This window comes from Bradyrhizobium manausense, from assembly GCF_018129685.1.
In the GTDB taxonomy this organism is placed as follows: domain Bacteria; phylum Pseudomonadota; class Alphaproteobacteria; order Rhizobiales; family Xanthobacteraceae; genus Bradyrhizobium; species Bradyrhizobium manausense_D.
This window is the reverse complement of sequence record NZ_JAFCLG010000022.1, coordinates 1-20,817: the sequence shown is the minus strand read 5'-3', so window position 1 is coordinate 20,817 and position 20,817 is coordinate 1. Positions and strand designations below refer to the sequence as shown.

At 64.6% G+C, this 20,817-nt stretch carries 18 protein-coding genes; 13 read left to right on the top strand and 5 right to left on the bottom strand.

Going from position 1 to position 20,817, the window contains the following annotated elements; genetic code table 11:
• Window positions 1–10: 10 nt before the first annotated feature.
• On the bottom strand, window positions 11–682 hold the full coding sequence (locus tag JQ621_RS30420; RefSeq protein WP_212240500.1) for a DUF938 domain-containing protein: 672 nt from the start codon (window positions 680–682) through the stop codon (window positions 11–13).
• Window positions 683–904: 222 nt separating this feature from the next.
• Between JQ621_RS30420 and soxX the strand changes: the two genes are divergently transcribed.
• The 9 genes from soxX to JQ621_RS30375 all read left to right on the top strand — a co-directional run bounded on the left by soxX (window position 905) and on the right by JQ621_RS30375 (window position 8,035).
• Window positions 905–1,261, top strand: a complete 357-nt coding sequence (gene soxX / locus JQ621_RS30415; RefSeq protein ID WP_212240498.1) for a sulfur oxidation c-type cytochrome SoxX — start codon at window positions 905–907, stop codon at window positions 1,259–1,261.
• A 35-nt stretch (window positions 1,262–1,296) separates the two neighbouring features.
• Window positions 1,297–1,782 carry a thiosulfate oxidation carrier protein SoxY gene (gene soxY, locus JQ621_RS30410; protein WP_212240586.1) on the top strand — a complete coding sequence of 162 codons (486 nt, stop codon included), beginning with the start codon at window positions 1,297–1,299 and terminating at the stop codon, window positions 1,780–1,782.
• A 21-nt stretch (window positions 1,783–1,803) separates the two neighbouring features.
• Window positions 1,804–2,115 carry a thiosulfate oxidation carrier complex protein SoxZ gene (gene soxZ / locus JQ621_RS30405; protein WP_212240494.1) on the top strand — a complete coding sequence of 104 codons (312 nt, stop codon included), beginning with the start codon at window positions 1,804–1,806 and terminating at the stop codon, window positions 2,113–2,115.
• The gene (soxA, locus tag JQ621_RS30400; protein WP_212240492.1) at window positions 2,115–2,978 is read left to right on the top strand and encodes a sulfur oxidation c-type cytochrome SoxA; all 864 of its coding nucleotides are present in this window, start codon (window positions 2,115–2,117) and stop codon (window positions 2,976–2,978) included. Before soxZ ends, soxA begins: the two co-directional genes overlap by 1 nt.
• Before the next feature lie 20 nt (window positions 2,979–2,998).
• Window positions 2,999–3,304 (top strand): hypothetical protein, encoded by a 306-nt coding sequence (locus tag JQ621_RS30395; RefSeq protein WP_212240585.1) that lies wholly within the window; start codon window positions 2,999–3,001, stop codon window positions 3,302–3,304.
• A 48-nt stretch (window positions 3,305–3,352) separates the two neighbouring features.
• Window positions 3,353–5,098, top strand: a complete 1,746-nt coding sequence (soxB, locus tag JQ621_RS30390) for a thiosulfohydrolase SoxB (RefSeq protein WP_212240491.1) — start codon at window positions 3,353–3,355, stop codon at window positions 5,096–5,098.
• Between the two features lie 128 nt (window positions 5,099–5,226).
• Complete coding sequence (locus JQ621_RS30385; RefSeq protein ID WP_212240490.1) at window positions 5,227–6,267, top strand: MBL fold metallo-hydrolase; 1,041 nt, start codon at window positions 5,227–5,229, stop codon at window positions 6,265–6,267.
• 87 nt (window positions 6,268–6,354) lie between these two features.
• Complete coding sequence (locus JQ621_RS30380) at window positions 6,355–6,516, top strand: hypothetical protein (protein WP_212240489.1); 162 nt, start codon at window positions 6,355–6,357, stop codon at window positions 6,514–6,516.
• Between the two features lie 310 nt (window positions 6,517–6,826).
• On the top strand, window positions 6,827–8,035 hold the full coding sequence (locus JQ621_RS30375) for an MFS transporter (protein WP_212240488.1): 1,209 nt from the start codon (window positions 6,827–6,829) through the stop codon (window positions 8,033–8,035).
• Window positions 8,036–8,200: 165 nt separating this feature from the next.
• Here JQ621_RS30375 and JQ621_RS30370 read toward each other — a convergent pair whose 3' ends face one another.
• On the bottom strand, window positions 8,201–9,550 hold the full coding sequence (locus JQ621_RS30370; protein ID WP_212240487.1) for an MFS transporter: 1,350 nt from the start codon (window positions 9,548–9,550) through the stop codon (window positions 8,201–8,203).
• Between the two features lie 144 nt (window positions 9,551–9,694).
• Between JQ621_RS30370 and JQ621_RS30365 the strand changes: the two genes are divergently transcribed.
• Genes JQ621_RS30365 through JQ621_RS30350 form a run of 4 tightly spaced genes read left to right on the top strand, consistent with a single transcriptional unit; the run spans window position 9,695 to window position 14,291 of the window.
• On the top strand, window positions 9,695–10,348 hold the full coding sequence (locus JQ621_RS30365; protein WP_212240485.1) for an ABC transporter ATP-binding protein: 654 nt from the start codon (window positions 9,695–9,697) through the stop codon (window positions 10,346–10,348).
• On the top strand, window positions 10,345–12,807 hold the full coding sequence (locus tag JQ621_RS30360) for an ABC transporter permease (protein ID WP_212240483.1): 2,463 nt from the start codon (window positions 10,345–10,347) through the stop codon (window positions 12,805–12,807). The genes JQ621_RS30365 and JQ621_RS30360 overlap by 4 nt, the downstream gene beginning before the upstream one ends.
• Entirely contained in the window at window positions 12,797–13,879 is a 1,083-nt protein-coding gene (locus tag JQ621_RS30355) for a lipocalin-like domain-containing protein (RefSeq protein WP_212240481.1), read from the top strand. The genes JQ621_RS30360 and JQ621_RS30355 overlap by 11 nt, the downstream gene beginning before the upstream one ends.
• 25 nt (window positions 13,880–13,904) lie before the next feature.
• The gene (locus tag JQ621_RS30350) at window positions 13,905–14,291 is read left to right on the top strand and encodes an MAPEG family protein (RefSeq protein ID WP_212240479.1); all 387 of its coding nucleotides are present in this window, start codon (window positions 13,905–13,907) and stop codon (window positions 14,289–14,291) included.
• A 219-nt stretch (window positions 14,292–14,510) separates the two neighbouring features.
• Here the strand turns inward: JQ621_RS30350 and JQ621_RS30345 are convergent, their stop codons facing one another.
• The 3 genes from JQ621_RS30345 to JQ621_RS30335 form a co-directional block, all read right to left on the bottom strand.
• A complete protein-coding gene (locus JQ621_RS30345) occupies window positions 14,511–15,701 on the bottom strand; it encodes an ABC transporter substrate-binding protein (RefSeq protein ID WP_212240477.1) in 1,191 nt (396 codons plus the stop codon).
• A 293-nt stretch (window positions 15,702–15,994) separates the two neighbouring features.
• Complete coding sequence (locus JQ621_RS30340) at window positions 15,995–19,156, bottom strand: efflux RND transporter permease subunit (protein ID WP_212240474.1); 3,162 nt, start codon at window positions 19,154–19,156, stop codon at window positions 15,995–15,997.
• Window positions 19,153–20,358: an efflux RND transporter periplasmic adaptor subunit gene (locus JQ621_RS30335; RefSeq protein WP_212240473.1), complete on the bottom strand. Its 1,206-nt coding sequence runs from the start codon at window positions 20,356–20,358 to the stop codon at window positions 19,153–19,155. The genes JQ621_RS30340 and JQ621_RS30335 overlap by 4 nt, the downstream gene beginning before the upstream one ends.
• Window positions 20,359–20,817: the final 459 nt, after the last annotated feature.

The window sequence follows — 20,817 nt, the reverse complement described above, 5'->3', positions numbered from 1 at the left end:
GCGTTGCGGCTCAGCGCGCGAACACCAGCGTCAGATTGTTGGCGGGCATCTCGATCGTGTCGATGAGCCTCAGGCCCACACCTTTCGCCAGCGCCTCGACATCGCGGAGATCACGCACGCCCCAGTCGGGATTGCCTTCGCGCAAGGAGGTGTCGAACACGGCGTTGCTGAGCGCGGTGTGCTTGCCGTCGCGTTTGAACGGGCCGTAAAGAAACAGCTCGCCGTCGGACCGCAAATATCGGCCGGCACCGGCGAACAGACCCTCGGCCACCGCCCAGGGCGCAATATGAATGACATTGGCGCAGAACACGGCGGCAAGATCCTTCGGCCCCTGTCCGCTCTTCATCTCCGGGCACCAGTCGGGATCAGCCAGATCGATCCGCAAGGGGCTGCGGACGTTGGTGAGGCCCGAATGCACGCGCCAGGCCTCGATGCTCTTCACATGGCGCTGGTTAAGGTCGCTCGGCCACCAGACGAGATCAGGCGTGTGGCCGGCGAAATGAACCACATGCTGGCCGGTTCCACTGCCGACCTCGATGACGTCGCCCGACCGCCCAGCGAGATGCCTTTCGAGCGCCGCCCAGATCGGCTCGTGATTGCGATGGAAGGCCGGTGCATCGAGACGGCCATCGGGTTCGACCCGCCCGCCATCCCTGCCAAATTCAACGACATAGTCAGCCAATTCATGTCCCCGGAAAACGAGAAAGCAGACGAAAACGCAAGCCGGGGCCAAAGGCCCCAAAACAGTGCCAGACAAGGCCGGCTTGATGAACGATTGATCTCTACAGTTGCAATGCGGCAGATATTAACGCCATTTTGCGGCCTGCATAGTCTTGATTGTCACGGCATGTCCTTTGTGCTTTTGAACACTATCTTTTTCGGACATAAGCCCCGGAACGACGCCTTGACCGCCTTTCCTCGCAAGCCCGCCCTGCTCCTCGCGCTGGCCGTCCTGACGGGACTCGCCGCGCGTCCGGCGTGGGCGCAGTCCGCGGTTGCTGAAGGCCAGAAGATCGCGTTCGACCGCGGCAAGGGCAATTGCCTGACCTGTCATGCCATCAAGGGCGGCGATCTGCCCGGCACGATCGGGCCGGAGCTGAAGGACCTGAAGGCAAAATACCCCGATCGTAACGAACTGGTCGCAATCCTGTTCGACGAGACCAAGCGCAACCCGCAGACCATGATGCCGCCGTTCGGCCGCAACCGCATTCTGACCGAGCAGGAGATCAACGCGATCGTTGATTTCCTGCAGACGCTGTAATGGCGGGTCCAGGGAACACTCAGATGAGACTTACCATGACGACGCATGACGACCCTCATCCGACGCGGCGCCTGATTCTTCAGGGCGCAGCTACGGTCGCGCTGGTCGGCCTTGGCAATCTGCCATTCGCGCCTGCGCGCGCCGCAGCCAACGACAAATATCCGGAAGAAGCGTTCAAGCTGAAGAACGAGGCCGATGCGCTCAAGGCGCTCTACGGCAGGACCGCCGAGCCCTCCGACAAGATCAAGCTCGATGCGCCCGAGATCGCGGAGAATGGCGGCGTGGTGCCGATGTCCGTGACGACGACGCTCGACAAGGTCACCTCGATCTCCTTCTTCGTCGCCGAAAATCCGAACGCGCTCGCGGCAAGCTACAAGTTTCCCGAGGGCACGATCCCCGCTGTCGCCAACCGCCTGAAGATGGCCAAGACCAGCAACGTGACCGCGATCGTGGAAGCCGACGGCAAACTCTACAGCGCGACCAAGGAAGTGAAGGTCACCGTCGGCGGCTGCGGCGGCTAAGGCGCGAGGAGGAGATCGAACATGGCATCCAGCATTCGCGTCCGCGCAACGTCAAACGGCGACATCACCGAGGTGCAGACGCTGATCCAGCACCCCATGGACACTGGCCTGGTCAAGGACGCCAAGGGCGAATTGATCCCTGCGCACTACATCCAGGAGCTTAAGTTCGCATGTAACGGCAAGGACGTCTTCGTCGCCAATTGGGGCACCGCCGTTTCCAAGGACCCTTACGTCAAGTTCAGCTTCAAGGGCGCCAAGAAGGGCGACGATCTCACGATCTCCTGGACCGACAACAAGGGCGGATCGGATACGATCACCGCGAAGATTGCCTGATGAAGGCCCGCGCGTCTCTCCTCCTTGGTTCGCTCAGCGCCGCGCTCGTCGCGTTCGCGCTCGCGTCCCCGCGCGTGGTCGCGGCCGACAAGGTCGATCCCGTCGCTGATGCCAAGGCGTTCCAGGACTTCTTCGTCCGGAAATTTCCGAACATCAAGCGCGAGGATTTCGTCAACGGTCCTTATTCCCTGAACGAGGACATGAAGCGGCAGTGGCAGGAGAAGGAAGAATTCCCGCCCTACGAGTTCGCGCTCGATGCCGGCAAGGAGATGTTTGCAACGCCGTTCAAGAACGGCAAGACCTATGCCGACTGCTTCCCGAATGGCGGCATCGGCATTCGCCAGAACTATCCTTATTTCGACACCGCCGAAGGCAAGGTCGTCACGCTGGAGCTCGCGCTCAACCGCTGCCGCGAGGCCAATGGCGAGGCGCCCTACTCCTACGTCAAGGACGAGATGGCCTCGCTCACGGCGTATATGGCGTTCACCTCGCGCGGCAAGCCGATGGACATCAGGATTCCCGACGATCCGCGCGCGCTCGCAGCGTTCGAGAACGGCAAGCGCTATTTCTACACCCGCCGCGGCCAGCTGAATTTCTCCTGCGCGAGCTGTCATGTGCAGAGCCCGGGCGAACGCATCCGCGCCGAGATCCTGGCGCCGGCGCTGGGTATCCTGAATGCGATGCCGATCTATCGCTCCGAATGGAGCGGCATGGGCACGACCAGCCGCCGCTTCATCACCTGCAACAGCCAGACCCGCGCAGTCCCGCTGGAGCCGCAAGCGGATGAATATCGCGACGTCGAATACTTCCTCTCTTACGTCGCCAACGGCCTGCCGATCTCGGGTCCGGGAGCGCGGCCATGAGCACGACCATGAGCGCGGCCATGAAGCGGTCACTTACCCTGGCCATGTTGCTGAGCTTGAGCCTCGCGCCATTCGCGCGCGCGGCAAATGAAGCGGACTACAAGGCGGCCTATGCCGCCGCGGAGGCTGCAGCCAAGGAGGCAGCCGGCATGCGCAACCAGTGGACCACCACCGTCTCGACGCTGGCGGCCGCCAGGAAGGCGGGCGAGAGTGGCGATTTCGACGGCGCCGTGGCGGCAGCAAAAGAGGCCGAGGCGCTGGCCAAGGCTTCGGTCTTCCAGGCGACATCCGAAAAAGACGCCTGGAAGGCGATGGAAATCCGCTAGATTGGACCAAACTGTCGAACTGCCGAGAACCGGCGCGGAGAATGTGTGATGGCGATCCGCCGCCGCGAATTCCTGAAGAGCTCCGCAATTGCCGCCGCATCGCTTGCCCTGCCGCGGCTTGCGCGCGGCGCCGAGGCTGCCAGCATTTACGACATCGAGCGTTTCGGCAATGCGCGGATCCTGCACACCACCGACACGCATGCGCAGCTCAACCCGGTCTATTTCCGCGAGCCCAGCGTCAATATCGGCATCGGCGAGATGGCAGGACGACCACCGCACCTGGTCGGCCATGCCTTCCTCGAGCGCTTCGGCATCCGGCCCGACAGCGCGGACGCCTATGCCTTCACCAGCGTCGAGTTCGAGAAGTCCGCGGGCCGTTTCGGCAAGCTCGGCGGCTTCGCCCATCTGAAGACACTGATCGACCGCCTGCGCAGCGATGTCGGCGACAGGCACGCCATGCTGGTCGATGGCGGCGATCTCTGGCAGGGCACCGGCCTTGCCAACATCATGCAGGGCCGCGACATGGTCGAGGCCGCCAATCTGCTCGGCATCGAGGCGATGACCGGGCATTGGGAATTCACCTATGGCGAGCAGGCGCTGCGCGACAATCTCGAGCACTTCAAGGGCGAGTTTCTGGCGCAGAACGTGTTCCTGACCGAGGAAGCCGCTTTTAATGACGCGGCCGCCTTCGACAAGGCGACGGGACGCGTGTTCAAGCCGTCCGTCATCAAGGAGCTCGGCGGCTATCGCGTCGCGATCGTCGGCCAGGCCTTTCCTTATGTGCCGATCGCCCATCCCAAGCGATTCACGCCGGACTGGACCTTTGGCATTCGCGAGGAAGAGCTGCGGAAGCATGTCGATGCCTTGCGCGCCCGCGACAAGGTCGATGCGGTGATCCTGCTGTCGCATAACGGCATGGACGTCGACCTCAAGCTCGCAAGCCGCGTCAGCGGGATCGACGTCGTCCTCGGCGGCCACACCCACGATGCTGTGCCGCAGCCGATCGCAGTCAAGAACCCGAACGGCACCACGCTCGTCACCAATGCCGGGTCGAACGGCAAATTTCTCGCCGTGCTCGATCTCGCGCTCGACAAGGGCAAGGTCAGCGACATCAGATATCACCTGCTGCCGGTCTATTCCGAGCTGTTGAAGCCTGATCTCGCCATGGCCGAGCTGATCGGAAAGCTGCGCGCACCGCACGCCATCGACTGGTTGGAGAAAATCGCAACGCCGGACCGGCTGCTGTATCGCCGCGACAATTTCGCCGGCCCCGTCGACGAGCTGATCTGCGCCGCGCTGCGGACCGAGCTCGACGCCGAGATCGCGCTGTCGCCCGGCTTCCGCTGGGGCACGACCTCGCTCCCCGGCCAGCCGATGACGATGGAGGATGTGCTCGCGGAGACCGCGATCACCTATCCCGAGACCTATGTGCAGGAGATGACCGGCGCGGAGATCAAGGACGTGCTGGAAGACGTCTGCGACAACCTCTTCAACGCCGATCCCTATTACCAGCAGGGGGGCGACATGGTTCGCGCCGGCGGGCTCAGCTACACCTGTAGCCCGACCAACGCGATCGGCAGCCGCGTCTCGGAGTTGAAGCTCGCCAACGGCAAGGCGCTCGACGCCAGCAGTCGCTACAAGGTCGCGGGCTGGGCCTCGGTCAACGGCCAGCAGGGCGCACCTGTGTGGGACGTAGTCGGCAAATATCTGCGCTCAGGCCGGATGTTTCAGGAGCGGCTCGGCAGCGGTGTCACGCTGAAGGGCGTGGATGACAATCCGGGCATTGCGGGATAGACGCCCGGGATACCCGGGGGCCCCGCGAGAAAAATCTTCTAAAATTTCCTATTTCAACAGCGTGTTGCTTCTCTTCTGGCTCGCCGGCGTAGTAGAATCCTCGAAACCAGTTCACGCCGGGTCTTGCCATGATCTTTCGCCAGCTCTTCGACAGTGTTTCGGGAACCTACAGCTACCTCCTGGCCAGCCGCCCCGGCGGCGAGGCGCTGATCCTGGACCCCGTGCTGGAGAAGGTTGACCGCTACTGCCAGTTGCTGCGCGAGCTCGACCTCAAGCTGGTCAAGGCGGTCGACACCCATCTGCACGCCGACCATGTCACCGGCCTCGGCGAGCTGCGTGACCGCACCCATTGCATGACCGTGATGGGCGATCAGACCAAGGCCGACGTCGTGGCCATGCGGGTCGCCGACGGCGACAAGGTGACGATCGAAGGTCTCTCGCTCGACGTGATGTACACGCCCGGGCACACCGACGATTCCTATTCCTACCTGATGGGCGACCGCGTCTTCACCGGCGACACGCTGCTGATCCGGGGCACCGGCCGCACCGATTTCCAGAACGGCTCGTCGCGTGCACAATATGATTCGATCTTCAACCGCCTCCTCAAGCTGCCTGACGAGACGATGGTGTTCCCGGCGCATGACTACAAGGGCGACACCGTCTCCACCATCGGCGAGGAGAAGCGCTATAATCCGCGGCTGCAGGTGCGCTCGGTCGACGAATATATCGAGCTGATGGCGAACCTGAAGCTGCCCAATCCGAAGATGATGGATGTGGCCGTGCCGGCCAACATGCGCGTCGGCCTGCATCAGGAAGAGCTGGAGAAGGAGGGCCGTGCGCTGAGCGCGGCCGAAGCGATCCGCTCGCTGCACCGGCCCGATATCTTGCTGGTGGATCTGCGCGAGAGCAACGAGCGGATGAAGCACGGCATGCTCGAGGGCGCGTTGCACACGCCCTATCCGAGCGTCGAGGAAAGCCTCAAGCCCGGCGGTATGCTGCGCGAGGTTGCCGCCGCGACGGGGCGCCGCGTCGTGTTCTTCTGCGCCTTCGGCGAGCGCTCGGCGATGGCTGTGGCCGCCGCCAAGGAGGCCGGGCTTTCCAACACGGCTCACATCGCCGGCGGCATCGATGCCTGGAAGAAGGCGGGCGGGCCTGTGGTGCACGGCTGACGTCATTGTCGCGGGCTTGAGATAAGTCAGCAACCGCATAGACTTTGCGGCTAGAAGCGGATGACGCATCACCATCCCGGAACAGCCATGGCCAAATCAGTCAAGCCGAGCGAGCCGCCCAAGACGAAGACAGTCGAGGAGAAGGCCAGGAAGCCCGAGCCGCCGCGCGACACCGACGACGATGACGAAGACGGCGACATCGCCACGCCCAAGCGTGACCGCTACGGGAATGACGACGAGCCGTTGTGAGGAGTGGCCTACGCGCGCTCGGGCAATATCCTAACGTCGTCCTGGCGAAAGCCAGGACCCATTACCCCAGGGAGGAGTTTGGCGGAGGATTATCGTCCGGTACTGCGACCGATCGCGATCGAGAGATCTCGCGGTATGGGTCCTGGCTTTCGCCAGGACGACGATGGGCATGCAGCTTATCCGGATGATCTGCCAGTCGCGACAGCGGATCGACGCCCCCACCCGCACTACCTGCCATGCGCCTGCGTTCATGGACAAATAACCTGACAGCCCGATATTTTGCGCTTCCTGAGACTGAAACGGAACTGCAATGGTCGACGTTCTCGCCGCACCGCAACAAGCCAAGGCGGACAGCGCGCTACGCACGCTGACCGGGATCTCGATCGCGCATTGGGTCAGCCATTTCCATCTGCTGGTCCTGCCGATGCTGTTCCCGTTCCTGAAAGGTCAGCTCGGCGTCGGCTATGTCGAACTCGGCTTCGCTCTGACCGTGTCCGCGGTCGTCTCGGGGCTGACCCAGGCGCCGACAGGCTATCTCGTCGACCATTTTGGCGCGCGCAGGATTTTGCTCGGCGGACTGACGCTCGGCGGGCTCGCGCTGATCATGCTGGGCCTGCATCTGAGTTACGTCTCGCTGATCGCCTGCGCCGTGCTGCTCGGCCTTGCCAACAGCGTCTACCATCCTGCCGACTACGCGATTCTCGCCGAGCACATGGACGAAGCGCGGATGGGCCGCGCCTTCTCGGTGCACACTTTTGCCGGTTATTTTGGTGGTGCCGTTGCGCCGGCGATCGTCGCTGCGCTGATCACGGTGTCCGGCGGCATGGGCGCGCTGCTCGCATCGGGCGCGATCGGCGCGCTGGTGGCGCTGCTGCTGGTGGTCATGGCCATTCCCGATGCCGGCGCGCACAAGACGAAGCCCGGCAACGCCGATATGCCCAGGCAGGCCGTCATCACGCCTGCATTGATCACGCTGACCATGCTGTTCATGCTGCTGAGCCTGTCGGTGGCCGGCATCAATAATTTCGGCGTGGTCGCGCTGATGAGCGGCTACGGCGCGACCTATTCCATCGCCAATGTCGCGCTGACGGCGTTCCTCGGCGCGAGTGCCGCAGGCGTGCTCGCGGGCGGTTTCCTGGCCGACCACACCGAGCGCCACGGCTATGTTGCAGCCGCCTGTTTTGCTGCGAATGCAGCCATCGTGCTGCTGATCGCGCTGGTCACGCTGCCCGGCTGGGCGCTGACCGCTACGATGGCGACCGCCGGCTTTCTCTCCGGCGTGATTGCGCCGTCGCGGGACATGCTGGTGCGCAATGCCGCACCTCCGGGTGCGGCGGGCCGCGCCTTCGGCATCGTCTCCACCGGTTTCAATCTCGGCGGCATCGTCTCGCCGCTGCTGTTCGGCTGGATCATGGACCAGAGCGCGCCCCGTTGGGTGTTCGGCGCTTCGGTGATCTTCATGCTGGCAACCGTGGTGCTGTCGCCGTTCACCGAACGGAAAACGCAAGGCAAGGCGTAGCGCAAATCGGGTGTCGTCCCGGCGAAGGCCGGGACCCATACTCACAAAAGTCAATTGGAGCGCAGAGCTCCCACTCCGAGTCTTCGCCAAACCACTCCCTGGGGGTATGGGTCCCGGCCTTCGCCGGGACGACGGTTGTGGCTTGGGCTGGCAGCAGGGCCAACCTTACGTCGGCAACACCACACCCTTCAGCTCGGCTTCCCGCGGAGCCGCGCCACGCATCAGCCTGGCCTTTTCGGTGTTCGGCCAGAGCAGCAGCAGGCCGATGACACCGGAGCCGATCATCACCACCGCGTTGATGGTGAATCCGGTCATGTAGCCGTTGAGCATGCTGCCGGCGCGCTGGATTACGGTGCCCATCACCATCGGCGCGATGATGCCCGAGAGCGTGTAGAGGGCACCGTAGATCGCGATGACGGCGCCGCGTTGCGAGGCCGGCGTGAACTCGCCCAGCATCGGCGGGCAGACGACGTAGATCGCGCCGCACAGGCCGGAGCCGACCACGAGCAGGGCGATCTGGAGACCGGCGCCCGAGACGTGCGGCATCGACGCCAGGATCAGACCGCCGATGATCAGCGGCACCGAGCCGAGCACGCCGCGCGAGATGCGCGTGGTGTAGCCGCGCGCCATCATGACCTGCGAGATCCAGCCCGTGAGGATGACGATGGTGGCACCAAACACCCAGGGCAGGATCGAGATGAAGCCGGCCTGCTGCTGCGAGAAGCCGAGACCGGCGATGATGAAGGCGGTGAACCAGGTGAGGCCAAGCGACAGCGCCCAATAGGCGCCGAAGGTCGCGAACACGCAGCCGAGGAAGGTGCGCGAGGTCAGAAGCTGGACGTAGGGGATTTTCGGCTCATTGGCGGCGAGCGCCTTCGTGTCCTCGAGCGGACCCTCCTGGCCGAGCGCCAGCCAGGCACAGACCCAGATCAGGCCGACCACGCCGAGCGCGCCGAAGGCGTAGTGCCAGGAATGATTGACGATGACCCAGTTCAGCGCCGGCACGGCCAGGATGACGCCGAAGGCCGAGCCTTGCGTCAGGACCGCGGTCGGCAACGTACGCTTCTCGTCGGGGAACCATTTGTAGATGGCGTGCATCGCCACCGAGGCGGCCGGACCTTCGCCCGCGCCGAGCACGATGCGGCAGATCAGGAGCGTGGTGAAGGAGACGGTGCCGACCATCGGAAACTGCGCCAGCGCCCAGATCACCGCAAGCGTCAACAGCACCCAGCGTGTCGCGACCTTGTTCACGATAAAGCCGACCACGATGGCCGAGACCGAGAACAGGAAGAAGAACGAGGAGCCGAGCAGGCCGAATTGCGCAGGCTCGAGCTTCAGATCGGTCATGATCGGCACGCCGGCGAGGCCGACGACGATCTTGTCGGCAAAATTCACCACCATGAAGAGAAAGAGGAGAAATGTGACGGTCCAGGCGCCCTTCGGCGTTGCCTTTGCGGTCCCTTGGGACATCCCTGCCATCTTAGCCGCCGCGGACGGCGTTCCCTGAGCGCTCATCATTCTCCCCGTATGTCTTCTTGTCGGCACTTTTGATTTGGCCGTCCTGGGAGCTAACAACGGCTTGATCGGCAACGCAACCCCGGCATTTCCACGGCAAGTGTGCTACGCAACATTGAGTTCATTCCGTCCGGCGCACTGATCTTGCTGAGCATCCGAAACCTGTCCAAAACCTTCACCTCGGCCGCAGAGCCGGTTCACGTGCTGCGCGGCGTCGATCTCGACCTCGCCGCCGGCGAACGCGTCGCGTTGACGGGCGAATCCGGCAGCGGCAAGAGCACGCTGTTGCACCTGATCGCCGGGCTGGACGCCGCCGATGAGGGTACGATACGGCTCGACGACACCGTGATCACCGAACTCGCCGATGCCGGCCGTGCCGAGTTGCGCCGTGACCGGATTGGCCTCGTTTTTCAGCAGTTCAACCTGATCCCGAGCCTGTCGGTCGCGGACAACCTCGCCTTCCAGGCGCGGATCGCCGGCCGCCACGATGCGGCCTGGACCAAGGAGCTGGTCGAACGGCTTGGGCTCGGCGGCCTGCTCAAGCGCTATCCAGAGCAATTATCAGGCGGCCAGCAGCAGCGGGTCGCGATCGGCCGGGCGCTCGCGACAAAACCATCGCTGCTGCTCGCGGACGAGCCGACCGGCAACCTCGACGAGGCCACCGCCGACGACGTGCTGGCGCTGACGCGCGACCTCGTCGCGCGCACCGGCTGCGGCTTCCTGATGGTGACGCACAGCCTGCACTTGGCCGGCACGCTCGACCGGCACATCGTGCTCCATGCGGGGCGGATCGCATGAGCCGCGCGCTGTGGGTGCTGGCGGTGCTGCTCAGCCATTGGCGCCGGCACCGGATGCAATTCGCGACGCTGCTGATCGGCCTGATTGCGGCCACCGCCCTGTGGAGCGGCGTGCAGGCGATCAACCAGCAGGCCCGCAGCGCCTATGACCGGGCGGCCGCGACGTTCGGCGGCGTGCGGACGGCGATGCTGATCGCGCCCGACGCGGCGACCTTCCCGCAGGACCTGTTCGTCAAGCTCCGCCGCGCGGGCTGGCCGGTCTCGCCCGTGCTGGAAGGCCGGATTCAGATCAACGGGCGCTCGATGCGGCTGCTCGGCATCGAGCCGGTGACGCTGCCGGCCGACGTCGGCAATGCGCCGCGGCTCGGGGCCGCGGACTTGAGCAGCTTCGTCGCAGCGCCCGGCCAGACGCTGGTGGCGCGGGAGACACTGGGCGATTTGCAAGAGAGCGAAGGCGCAACGCCCTCGATCAGCAGCGGCGCAACGCTGCCGCCGCTGCATGTGCTGCCGCAGCTTGTCCCTGATGTGCTGGTGGTCGATATCGGCGTCGCGCAGCGGCTCCTGAACAAGCCGGATCAGGTCTCGCGCCTGTTGATCGGCAAGGCCAAAGGCAAGCCGACGCCGCTGCCAAGCGTGGTCGGCGACCGGTTGAAGCTGATAGAACCGACCGCCGAGACCGAGCTGGAGCGGCTGACCGACAGTTTCCACCTCAACCTCACGGCCTTCGGCCTGCTATCGTTCTTCGTCGGTCTCTTCATCGTCAATTCCGCGGTCGGCCTCGCGTTCGAGCAGCGGCTGCCGATGTTGCGCACCTTGCGCGCGTGCGGCGCCTCGGCGCGGCTGGTCAACACCGTGCTGGTCGTCGAGCTGGTGGCGCTTTCGCTGATCGCCGGCCTCATCGGGCTCGTCTGCGGTTACTTCATTGCGGCCGCGCTGTTGCCCGATGTCGCCGCGTCGCTGCGCGGGCTCTATGGCGCGCCAATTCCGGGGCAGCTCAGCTTGCGGCCCGAATGGTGGCTTGCGGGTATCGGCATCAGCGTTGCCGGCGCGATCGTCGCGGCCGCGACCAGCTTGATCAAGGCGATCAGGATGCCCGTGCTTGCGACCGCGCAGCCGCACGCCTGGCAGCAACGGCAGCGGCGCTGGCTGATCCTGCAAAGCGCAGCCGCGTGCGCCGTCTTCGCGGTGGCGGGGCTCCTGCTCTCCTACGGACAATCGCTAATCGCAGGGTTCGGCCTGCTGGCGGCGCTGATGCTCGGCGCGGCGCTGATCCTGCCGGCCCTCCTCGATATCCTCTTGCGCGCCGGCCAGCGCCTTGCGCGCGGACCGCTGGCGCTGTGGTTCTGGGCGGACAGCCGGCAGCAGCTCTCCGGATTATCGCTGGCGCTGATGGCGCTGCTGCTCGCGCTCGCCGTCAATGTCGGGGTGTCCACCATGGTGGAAACGTTCAGCCGCACCTTCATCGGCTGGCTCGACGGACGCCTCGCCGCCGACGTCTACATCAGCGCCGCCGACAACGCGCAGAGCCTTGCGATCCGCAACTGGCTGAAGGACCGCAGCGAGGTTCAAGCGATCCTGTCCGGCGGGCGGGCAGAAACGCAGGTCCGGGGCCAGCCGGTGGAAGTGTTGGGCCTGCCCGATCATCCACTTTATCGCGAGCGCTGGCCGCTCCTGGAAACCGCGCCGCGCGCCTGGACCCGGCTGGTGCCGGGCAATGCCGCCTTCATCAGCGAGCAGCTCAGCCGCCGTCTCGATGTCCGCGTCGGCGACGTCATCGAGGTGCCGGCGCCGGGCGGGACCTGGGAGCTGGACATCGTCGGCATCTATGCCGATTACGGCAATCCCAAAGGCCAGCTCGCGGTGAATGTCGCCGCGCTGCTCCGGCAGTTTCCGCAAACGCCGCAGACGCGGATCGGGCTCATCGTCCCGCGCGACAGAATTCCCGGACTGATCGCGGCCTTGCAGAAACAGTTCGCACTCGACGATCGCGCCGTGGCCGACCAGGCCACCGTGAAGGCGGAATCGATTCGCATCTTCAACCGCACCTTTGCGGTGACGTCGGCGCTGAATGCGTTCACGCTCGGCGTTGCCGGCATAGCATTGCTGACCAGCCTGCTCACGCTGGCGAATTCGCGGTTGCCACAGCTCGCGCCGCTCTGGGCCATCGGCATCACGCGGCCGCGGCTTGCCGCGATCGAGCTGACCAAGACGTTGTCGGTTGCGCTGTTCACGTCGTTGCTCGCCGTGCCCCTCGGGCTCCTGGTGGCATGGTGCCTGATCGCAATCGTCAACGTGAAGGCATTCGGCTGGCGGCTGCCGTTCCATGTGTTTCCGCTGCAACTGGTCGAGCTGGTTGCGGTCGCGCTGGTCGCCTCGCTGCTGGCCGCCCTGCTACCGGTCCTGCGGCTGGCGCGGATGCAGCCCGCGAGCCTCGTCAAGGTGTTTGCCAATGAGCGCTGACAAACTCTCGCGGCGCGCCTTTGCCGGCGGCATCGCCGCACTCGCCTTCGCGCGCCGCGCCGGTGCGCAAGGATATGCCGGGCTTGGCGAGTCCGCCGACGGCTTTGCGAAGGTGACGCCCGGAAAGACATTTGCGTTCCCGGCCGATCACGGACCGCACCCGGCGTTTCGCATCGAGTGGTGGTATCTGACGGCGAATCTCGTCGACGGCAATGGTGCTGCCTGCGGGCTGCAATGGACGCTGTTCCGTCAGGCGGCCCGGCCGGGGGCGCAGGCCGAAGGCTGGGCCAATCAGCAGATCTGGATGGCACACGCCGCGGTGACGCGCGCCGGTATTCATCGTTTCAACGAGTTGTTTTCGCGCGGCGGCATCGGTCAGGCAAACGTCGAGGCCAAGCCGTTCGCCGCATGGATCGACAATTGGGAGATGAAGGGGTCCGAGCGCACCGACGATCGCACGCTGTCGCCGGTGACGCTAAAGGCCTCTGGCACGGATTTCAGCTACGCCCTGACGCTGGAGGCCGATCGTCCTGTTGTCTTGCAGGGCGACGGCGGCTACAGCCGCAAGTCCGAGCGCGGGCAGGCGTCGTATTATTACAGCCAGCCATTCTACCGCGCGCACGGCACGCTCACCATCGACGACATCCAGGTCGATGTCACCGGCCAGGCCTGGATGGACCGGGAATGGAGCAGCCAGCCGCTTGACGCCGACCAGACCGGCTGGGACTGGCTGTCGCTGCATCTATCCTCCGGCGACAAGCTGATGCTGTACCGGCTGCGCCAGAAGGACGGCAGGGATTATCCGTTCGGCAACTGGATCAGCGCCGCCGGCGACACGCAGATGATTGCGGGCAGCGACATCCAGATGACGCCAAAAGCGACAGCGGACGTGGCCGGTCGCAAGCTGCCGGTGGAATGGCAGATTGCGATTCCGTCGCGCTCCTTCTCGATTTCCTGCAAGCCGCTCAATCCGAAGGCCTGGATGGGGACTGGCTTTTCCTATTGGGAAGGACCGATCAGCTTTGCCGGCACGCATGAGGGCGTTGGCTATCTCGAGCTGACCGGCTATTGAAGCGCGGCTGCTCAGGGGATCTACGATGTATCAGCTTACCGCCCTCGTCACGCTGCTTGCCGTCCTGTTCTATTTCTTCACCAGCATCAACGTCTCGCGAGCGCGGGCGAGGACCGGCATCAAGGTGCCCGCGACCTCGGGCCATCCGGATTTCGAGCGCGCCTTCCGCATCCAGATGAACACGCTGGAATGGATGCCGATTTTTCTGCCGTCGCTCTGGCTGTTCGCACTTTACATCGGCGACGCGATCGCAGCAGCGATCGGCGTGGTCTGGATCATCGGCCGCATCGCCTACTTTGTCGGCTACACGCAGTCGGCCGCCAAGCGCGGCCCGGGGTTTTTGATCCAGAGCGTCGCAGCCATCGCGCTGTGGGTGGGCGCGTTGGGAGCGGTGGTGCGAAGTTTGGTGTGAGGGGGCAATCCGCCGCCAAACATTCTGCAGTCGTCCCGGACAAGCGCGCCCCGAGGCGCGCCTGATCCGGGATCCATAACCACAGGAAGAAATCGGGGCGCAAGCCGACAACTCCGAGTCCTCGTAACCACACCTGCCTGTGGCTATGGTTCCCGGATCGGCGCGCGCTTTGGGCGCGCTTGTCCGGGACGACAGCGAGCTTGGGGTGTCAGCGTCGCCTCACTTCGTCAGCGGGCAGCCGCTGTCTTTCGCGCTCGCAAACGCCTGGTCGCCGGGGACGACCGCGAGCTGCTTGTAATAGTCCCACGGCTTCTTCGATTCGGAGGGCTTCTTGACCTCGAACAGATACATGTCGTGGACCATACGGCCGTTGGCGAGCACCTTGCCCTTGGCGAAGGCATCGTCGACCGGCAGCTCCTTCAGCTTCTTCGCGACCGCCTCGCTGTCCTTCGTGCCGGCGGCCTTCACCGCCTTCAGATAGCTCAGCGTCGCCGAATAGGTGCCGGCGTGGATCATGCTCGGCATCCGCCCGGTGCGCTTGAAAAAGCGCTCGGAGAAGGCACGCGTCGTGTCGTTCTGATCCCAGTAGAAGCCTTCGGTCAGCACAAGGCCCTGCGCGGCCTGCAGGCCGAGACCGTTCACCTCGGCGAGTGTCATCAGGAGGCCGGCGAGCTTCTGGCCACTCTGAACGATGCCGAATTCGGCGGCCTGCTTGATCGAGTTGGCGGTGTCCTGGCCCGCATTGGCGAGGCCGACGATCTTCGCCTTCGAGCTCTGCGCCTGCAGCAGGAAGGACGAGAAGTCCGACGAGTTGAGGGGCACGCGAACCGAGCCCAGCACCTTGCCGCCGCTGGCCGTGACGATCTCGCTGGTGTCCTTTTCCAGTGCGTAGCCGAAGGCGTAGTCAGCCGTGAGGAAGAACCAAGTGTCGCCGCCGGCCTTGGTCAGCGCGCCGCCGGTGCCGACCGCGAGCGCATGCGTGTCGAACGCCCAGTGGAAGCCGTAAGGCACGCATGACGCACCGGTGATGGCCGACGTCGCCGCGCCGACCACGATATCGATCTTGTTCTTTTCCTTCGACAGCTCCTGCACGGCGAGCGCCACCGACGACGTCGTCAGCTCCGTGATCATGTCGACATTGTCCGCGTCATACCAGCGCCGCGCGATGGAGGTGGCGAGATCAGGCTTGTTCTGATGATCGGCGGTGATCATCTCGACCTTCTGGCCGAGCACCTCGCCACCGAAATCCTCGATCGCCATCTTCGCGGCTTCGACTGAATACTTGCCGCCATAGTCGGCGTAGACGCCCGACTGATCGTTGAGGATTCCGATCTTGACGCCTTGCGCGGAGGCCGGCGCGGCAAACAACAAAACCGACGTTGCGACAGCGGCCAAAAGTGCTGATTTCATTCGTTGCTCCCAGCAGTGTTCTGTTTTGAAATCGCGCGGAGTGTAGTGAAGAACGGCGCGCATGCCCATCCGGTTTGGCGTTGATCGTTAGTATGGGCCGTGCGCACCAAGCAAGCGGTGTCGTCCCGGACAAGCGCGCTCAAAGCGCGCGCAGATCCGGGACCCGCCACAAGGAGCATTTGATGAAGACTGGCAATCACCAGCTGGCCCCGAACTACGCCTAGTGGTTATGGATCCCGGCCTTCGCCGGGATGACACGGTGATTGGGAATGCGCCTTTGGCATCATTAACACCTACGGCGCCGCCGCCCCTTTCTCATTCCGCCCTTCGGCCAGGTTCCGCACCACCACATAGAAGATCGGCGTGAACAGCAGGCCGAACAGCGTGACGCCGATCATGCCGAAGAACACGGCGACACCGACGGCCTGGCGCATCTCGGAACCCGAGCCGGACGAGATCACCAGCGGCAGCACGCCGAGGATGAAGGCAAAGGACGTCATCAGGATCGGCCGCAAGCGCAGCCGGCAGGCCTCGATCACCGCCTCCAGCCGCGGCTTGCCCTCCTTCTCGATGTCGCGCGCGAATTCGACGATCAGGATCGCGTTTTTCGCCGCAAGTCCCACCAGCACGACGAAGCCGATCTGGGTGAGGATGTTGACGTCCTGGCCCATGATGCGCACACCGATGGTGGCGGCCAGCAGGCACATCGGCACGATCAGGATCACCGCGAACGGCAACGTCCAGCTGCCATATTGCGCGGCGAGCACGAGATAGACGAACAGCACGCAAATCGGGAACACGTAGAGGCCGGCATTGCCGCCGTTGATCTGCTGGTAGGAGAGATCAGTCCACTCGAAGGAGAAGCCGCTCGGCAGCGTGTCGTCGGCGAGCTTCTTGATGGCGTTGAGCGCGGTGGTCGAACTTACGCCCGGCGCTGGTTCACCCTGAAGCTCGGACGCCGCATAGAGATTGTAGCGCGCGACGCGGTCGGGCCCCGAGACATCCCTGAAGTCGACCACGCTGCCGAGCATCACCATGTCGCCGGCTGCATTGCGCGTGCGCAGGCGTGCAAGATCGCTGGGTTCTTTGCGGAACGGGAAGTCGGCCTGCGCGGTGACGTGGTAGGTGCGGCCGAACAGGTTGAAGTCGTTGACATAGGTCGATCCGAAATAGGTCTGGATCGTGTCGTTGATGTTCGCGATGGGCACGCCGAGCTTCTGCGCCTTGGTGCGATCGATGTCGACGAACAACTGCGGCGTGCTGGCCGAGAAGGGCGAGAACACCGTGGGGGCAAGGAGCGCCGGCGACTTGCGCGCGGCGGCGACGAGCTCGTCGGTGGCGGATGCCAGCAGCTCCGGCCCGCGCCCCTGCCGGTCCTGGATGCGGATGGTGAAGCCACCGCCGGTGCCGATGCCGGGCACGGCGGGCGGCGGAATCACGATGATGAAGGCCCCTTGGATCGCGGCGAGGCGCTTGCGCAGCTCGGCTGTGATGGCATTCGCCGTCAGGCCCTTCTTCAGCCGCACCTCCGGCTCATCGAACACCGGGAAGAGCGCAGCCGCGTTGCCAGCCTGCGTTCGTGTCGCGCCCGAGAAGCCGGCGAAGGCGGCCACGCGGATGATGCCTGGCGTGTCCAGCGCGGTCCGCTCGATCTCCCGGACAATCTCGGTGGTCCGCGCCAAGGATGCCGCCCCCGGCAATTGCACCGATATGATGACGTAGCCGCGATCCTGCGTCGGGATGAAGCCCTGCGACGTCGTCCCGATCAGCCAGCCCGCGCTGCCGATCAGCACGACATAGATCAGCAGCATCACCACGGAGTGCCGGATCACGAAATTGGCCAGACCCGCATAGCCATGCGAGAGCCGATCGAAGACGCGATTGAAGGCGCCCGTGAAGGCATTCCACCCGCGCGCGAGCAGATTCCAGGCGGCGGGCGGCCGCTTCTCCTCATGCGGGGTGAGGATCTGCGAGGCCAGCGCAGGCGACAGCGTCAGCGAGCAGAAGCAGGAGATCGCGGTCGCAACCGCGATCGTGACGGCGAATTGCTGGAAGAATTGTCCGGAGATGCCGCCGATGAACGCGGTCGGCACGAACACGGCGCAGAGCACCAGCGCGATCGAGACCAGCGCGCCGCCGACCTCCTCCATGGTCTTCAGCGCCGCGTCGCGCCGGCTGAGGCCATGTTCGAGATGGCGCTCGACATTCTCGACGACGACGATGGCGTCGTCGACGACGATGCCGACCGCGAGCACGAGCCCGAACAGCGTGAGATTGTTGATGGAGAAGCCCAGCGCCGCCATCACCGCGAAGGTGCCGACCAGCGAGACCGGGATCGCGATGATCGGGATGATCGCGGGACGCCAGCCCTGCAGGAACACCAGCACGACGACGACCACCAGCAGCATGGCCTCGTAGATCGTCTTGATCAGTTCGTGGACGGATTGAGCGATGAACTCGGTCGGGTTGTAGCCGATATTGAAATCGAGGCCTTTCGGGAAGCTCTCCTTGAGCCTCGCCATCGTGTCGGAAATGTTCTTCGCCGTCGCAAGCGCGTTCGATCCCGGCCGCTGCGTCACCAACATCGCGACCGCGGATTTTCGCAACAGGAAGCTGTTGGTCGAGTAGGCCAGCGCGCCAAGTTCGATGCGGGCGACGTCGCGCAGTCGCACCGTGCGGCCGTCAGAGCCGGCCTTGATCAGGATATCCTCGAACTGCTTCTGGTCTTTCAACCGTCCCGTAAACACGAGGTTGGGCTGGAAAGCGCGATCGGCAATCGGCGGCTCCGCGATCTGGCCGCCTGCGATCTGGACGTTCTGGGCGCGGATCGCGGCCAGCACCTCGGTGGAGGTCAAGCCGAGATTGGCGATGCGATCAGGATCGAGCCAGAGCCGCATCGAATAGTCGCGCGCGCCGAAAATCTGGATATCGCCGACGCCGTCGATGCGCAGCAGCTGATCGCGCACCTGGAGCAGCGCGTAATTGGAGATGTAGAGCTGATCGAACGTATCGTCCGGCGACAGCATGAACACGACCATCAGGATGTCGGGCGAGTTCTTGCGGGTGACGACGCCGTTGCGCTGCACCTCGTCCGGGAGCTGCGGCTGCGCGATCGCAACGCGGTTCTGCACCAGCACCTGCGCCTTGTCGAGGTCGGTGCCGAGCTTGAAAGTGACGGTGATGGTGAGCTGGCCGTTCGAGGTCGCCTGGCTGTAGAGGTACAGCATGTCCTCGACGCCGTTGATCTGCTGCTCGATCGGAGCGGCCACGGTGTCGGAAACCGTTTGCGCCGAAGCGCCCGGATATTGCGTGGTGACGACGACGGTCGGCGGCACCACTTGCGGATATTCGGAGATCGGCAGCGTCGAATAAGCGAGCGTACCGACGATCAGGAGCACGATCGACAGCACCATCGCCAGGATGGGCTGGTTGATGGACAGACGGCCAAGATTCATGACTTGTTACCGGCCGGCGCTGGAGCAGGAGACGGGGCGACCTTGGCGCCGACGCGGGCGCGCTGGATGCCATTGACGATGACGCGATCCTCGGCTTTCAGCCCTTCGCGGATGACGCGCAGGCCGTCATCGAGCGGCCCTAGCACGACGGGCCGTGCTTCCACAGTGTCGTCAGGCTTCACCACGAACACGATCTTGCGCGACTGGTCGGTCGCCACCGCAACGTCGGGAATGAGCAGCGCCTCATAGGGCGCGCTGCCGATCAGGCGGACACGGCCGAACTGGCCGGGCAGGATCGAGAGATCCGTGTTCTTGACGACGGCGCGGCTGCGCAGCGTGCCCGTGGAGACATCAAGGCGGTTGTCGAGGAAGTTGACCGAACCCTCGTGCGACGGCTTGGTCTCGCCCGCGAGCGTCACCTGCACCGGGTTCGCGGTATCGCGCGAGCTGGGGCGTTTCCCTTCGGACCAGAGCTTGCTGTATTTGATGAAGGTCGTCTCATCCATGTCGAAATAGATGTAGATCGGGTCGAGCGAGACGATCGAGGTGAGAAGCGTCGAGGTGCCGGTGTCGCTGCCCTGCACGAGGTTGCCGGGGCTGACGAGGTGGCGGCTGACGCGGCCGGTGAGCGGCGCGGTCACGTGGGTGAACTCGATGTTGAGCCGGGCCGCCTTCAGCGCGCCCTCGGCCTGGGTCTCGGCGGCATGCGCGGCCTGCAAGGCCTGACGGCGCTGGTCGACGACCTGCTCGGAGACCGCGCTGGTCTGCACCAGGTTCAGGCCGCGATCGAGCTCGCGCTTGGCGAGCTCCACCTTGGCGCGGGCATCGGAGAGCTGGCCGTCCGCCTGCTCCGCCACCGCCTCGAACGGGCGCGGGTCGATCACATAGAGCAGATCGCCCTGATGCACGATCGCGCCGTCCTGGAACTCGACCGAGTTGACGAAGCCGCCGACACGGGGGCGCACCTGCACCTCCTCGACCGCGTCGAAGCGGCCCGTGTACTCATCCCAATCCGTGACGGTGCGCTTGACCGGCTGTGCAACAGTCACCGGCGGAGGCGGCGGAGCGCTCGCTTGCGGGGTCGGCTGTCCGCAACCGCTGAGCGCGAAGGCGGCGACGAGAAGGCCTGCGATGGCGTAAGGCCTGGAATGAACGAAATCGTGCGTTTTGACAAATGGCTCGCTTCCGTCCGGTCCAGTCATCCCAGGTCCTCGCATAAAGCCGCGGAAAAAGCAGGGTAGTCTTCTACCCGCGGGCGCCACAACATGGGTGGAGATGATGAACTCTTCAAGACCACGTCAGGCGCAATCCTTAGCGGGATGTCCTAGCCTGATGACGGGTTGACAGAGATGCAGTCGACTGTGCCTGAGCCGCAGTGAAGGTGTCACCCTCCCCTGGAGGGGGAGGGTCGGCTCACATGGAGCTAAGCGAAATGTGAGACCGGGCGGGGTGACAGTCTCTCGGCGGATGCGATGCCCGAGTGGAGAGATCACCCCACCCCGCTCGCGCTCCGCGCGATCGACCCTCCCCCTTGGGGGCTACCGGATTCACACATCGCTTCGGTCTTCCCGGTGGCGCATCATTAGGTTGGTGCCGCGTTTCATGGCTTGGAACTCGAGCCAGCCCTGAAGCATGACGACGGGGCCCGGCTTGCCGTAGTA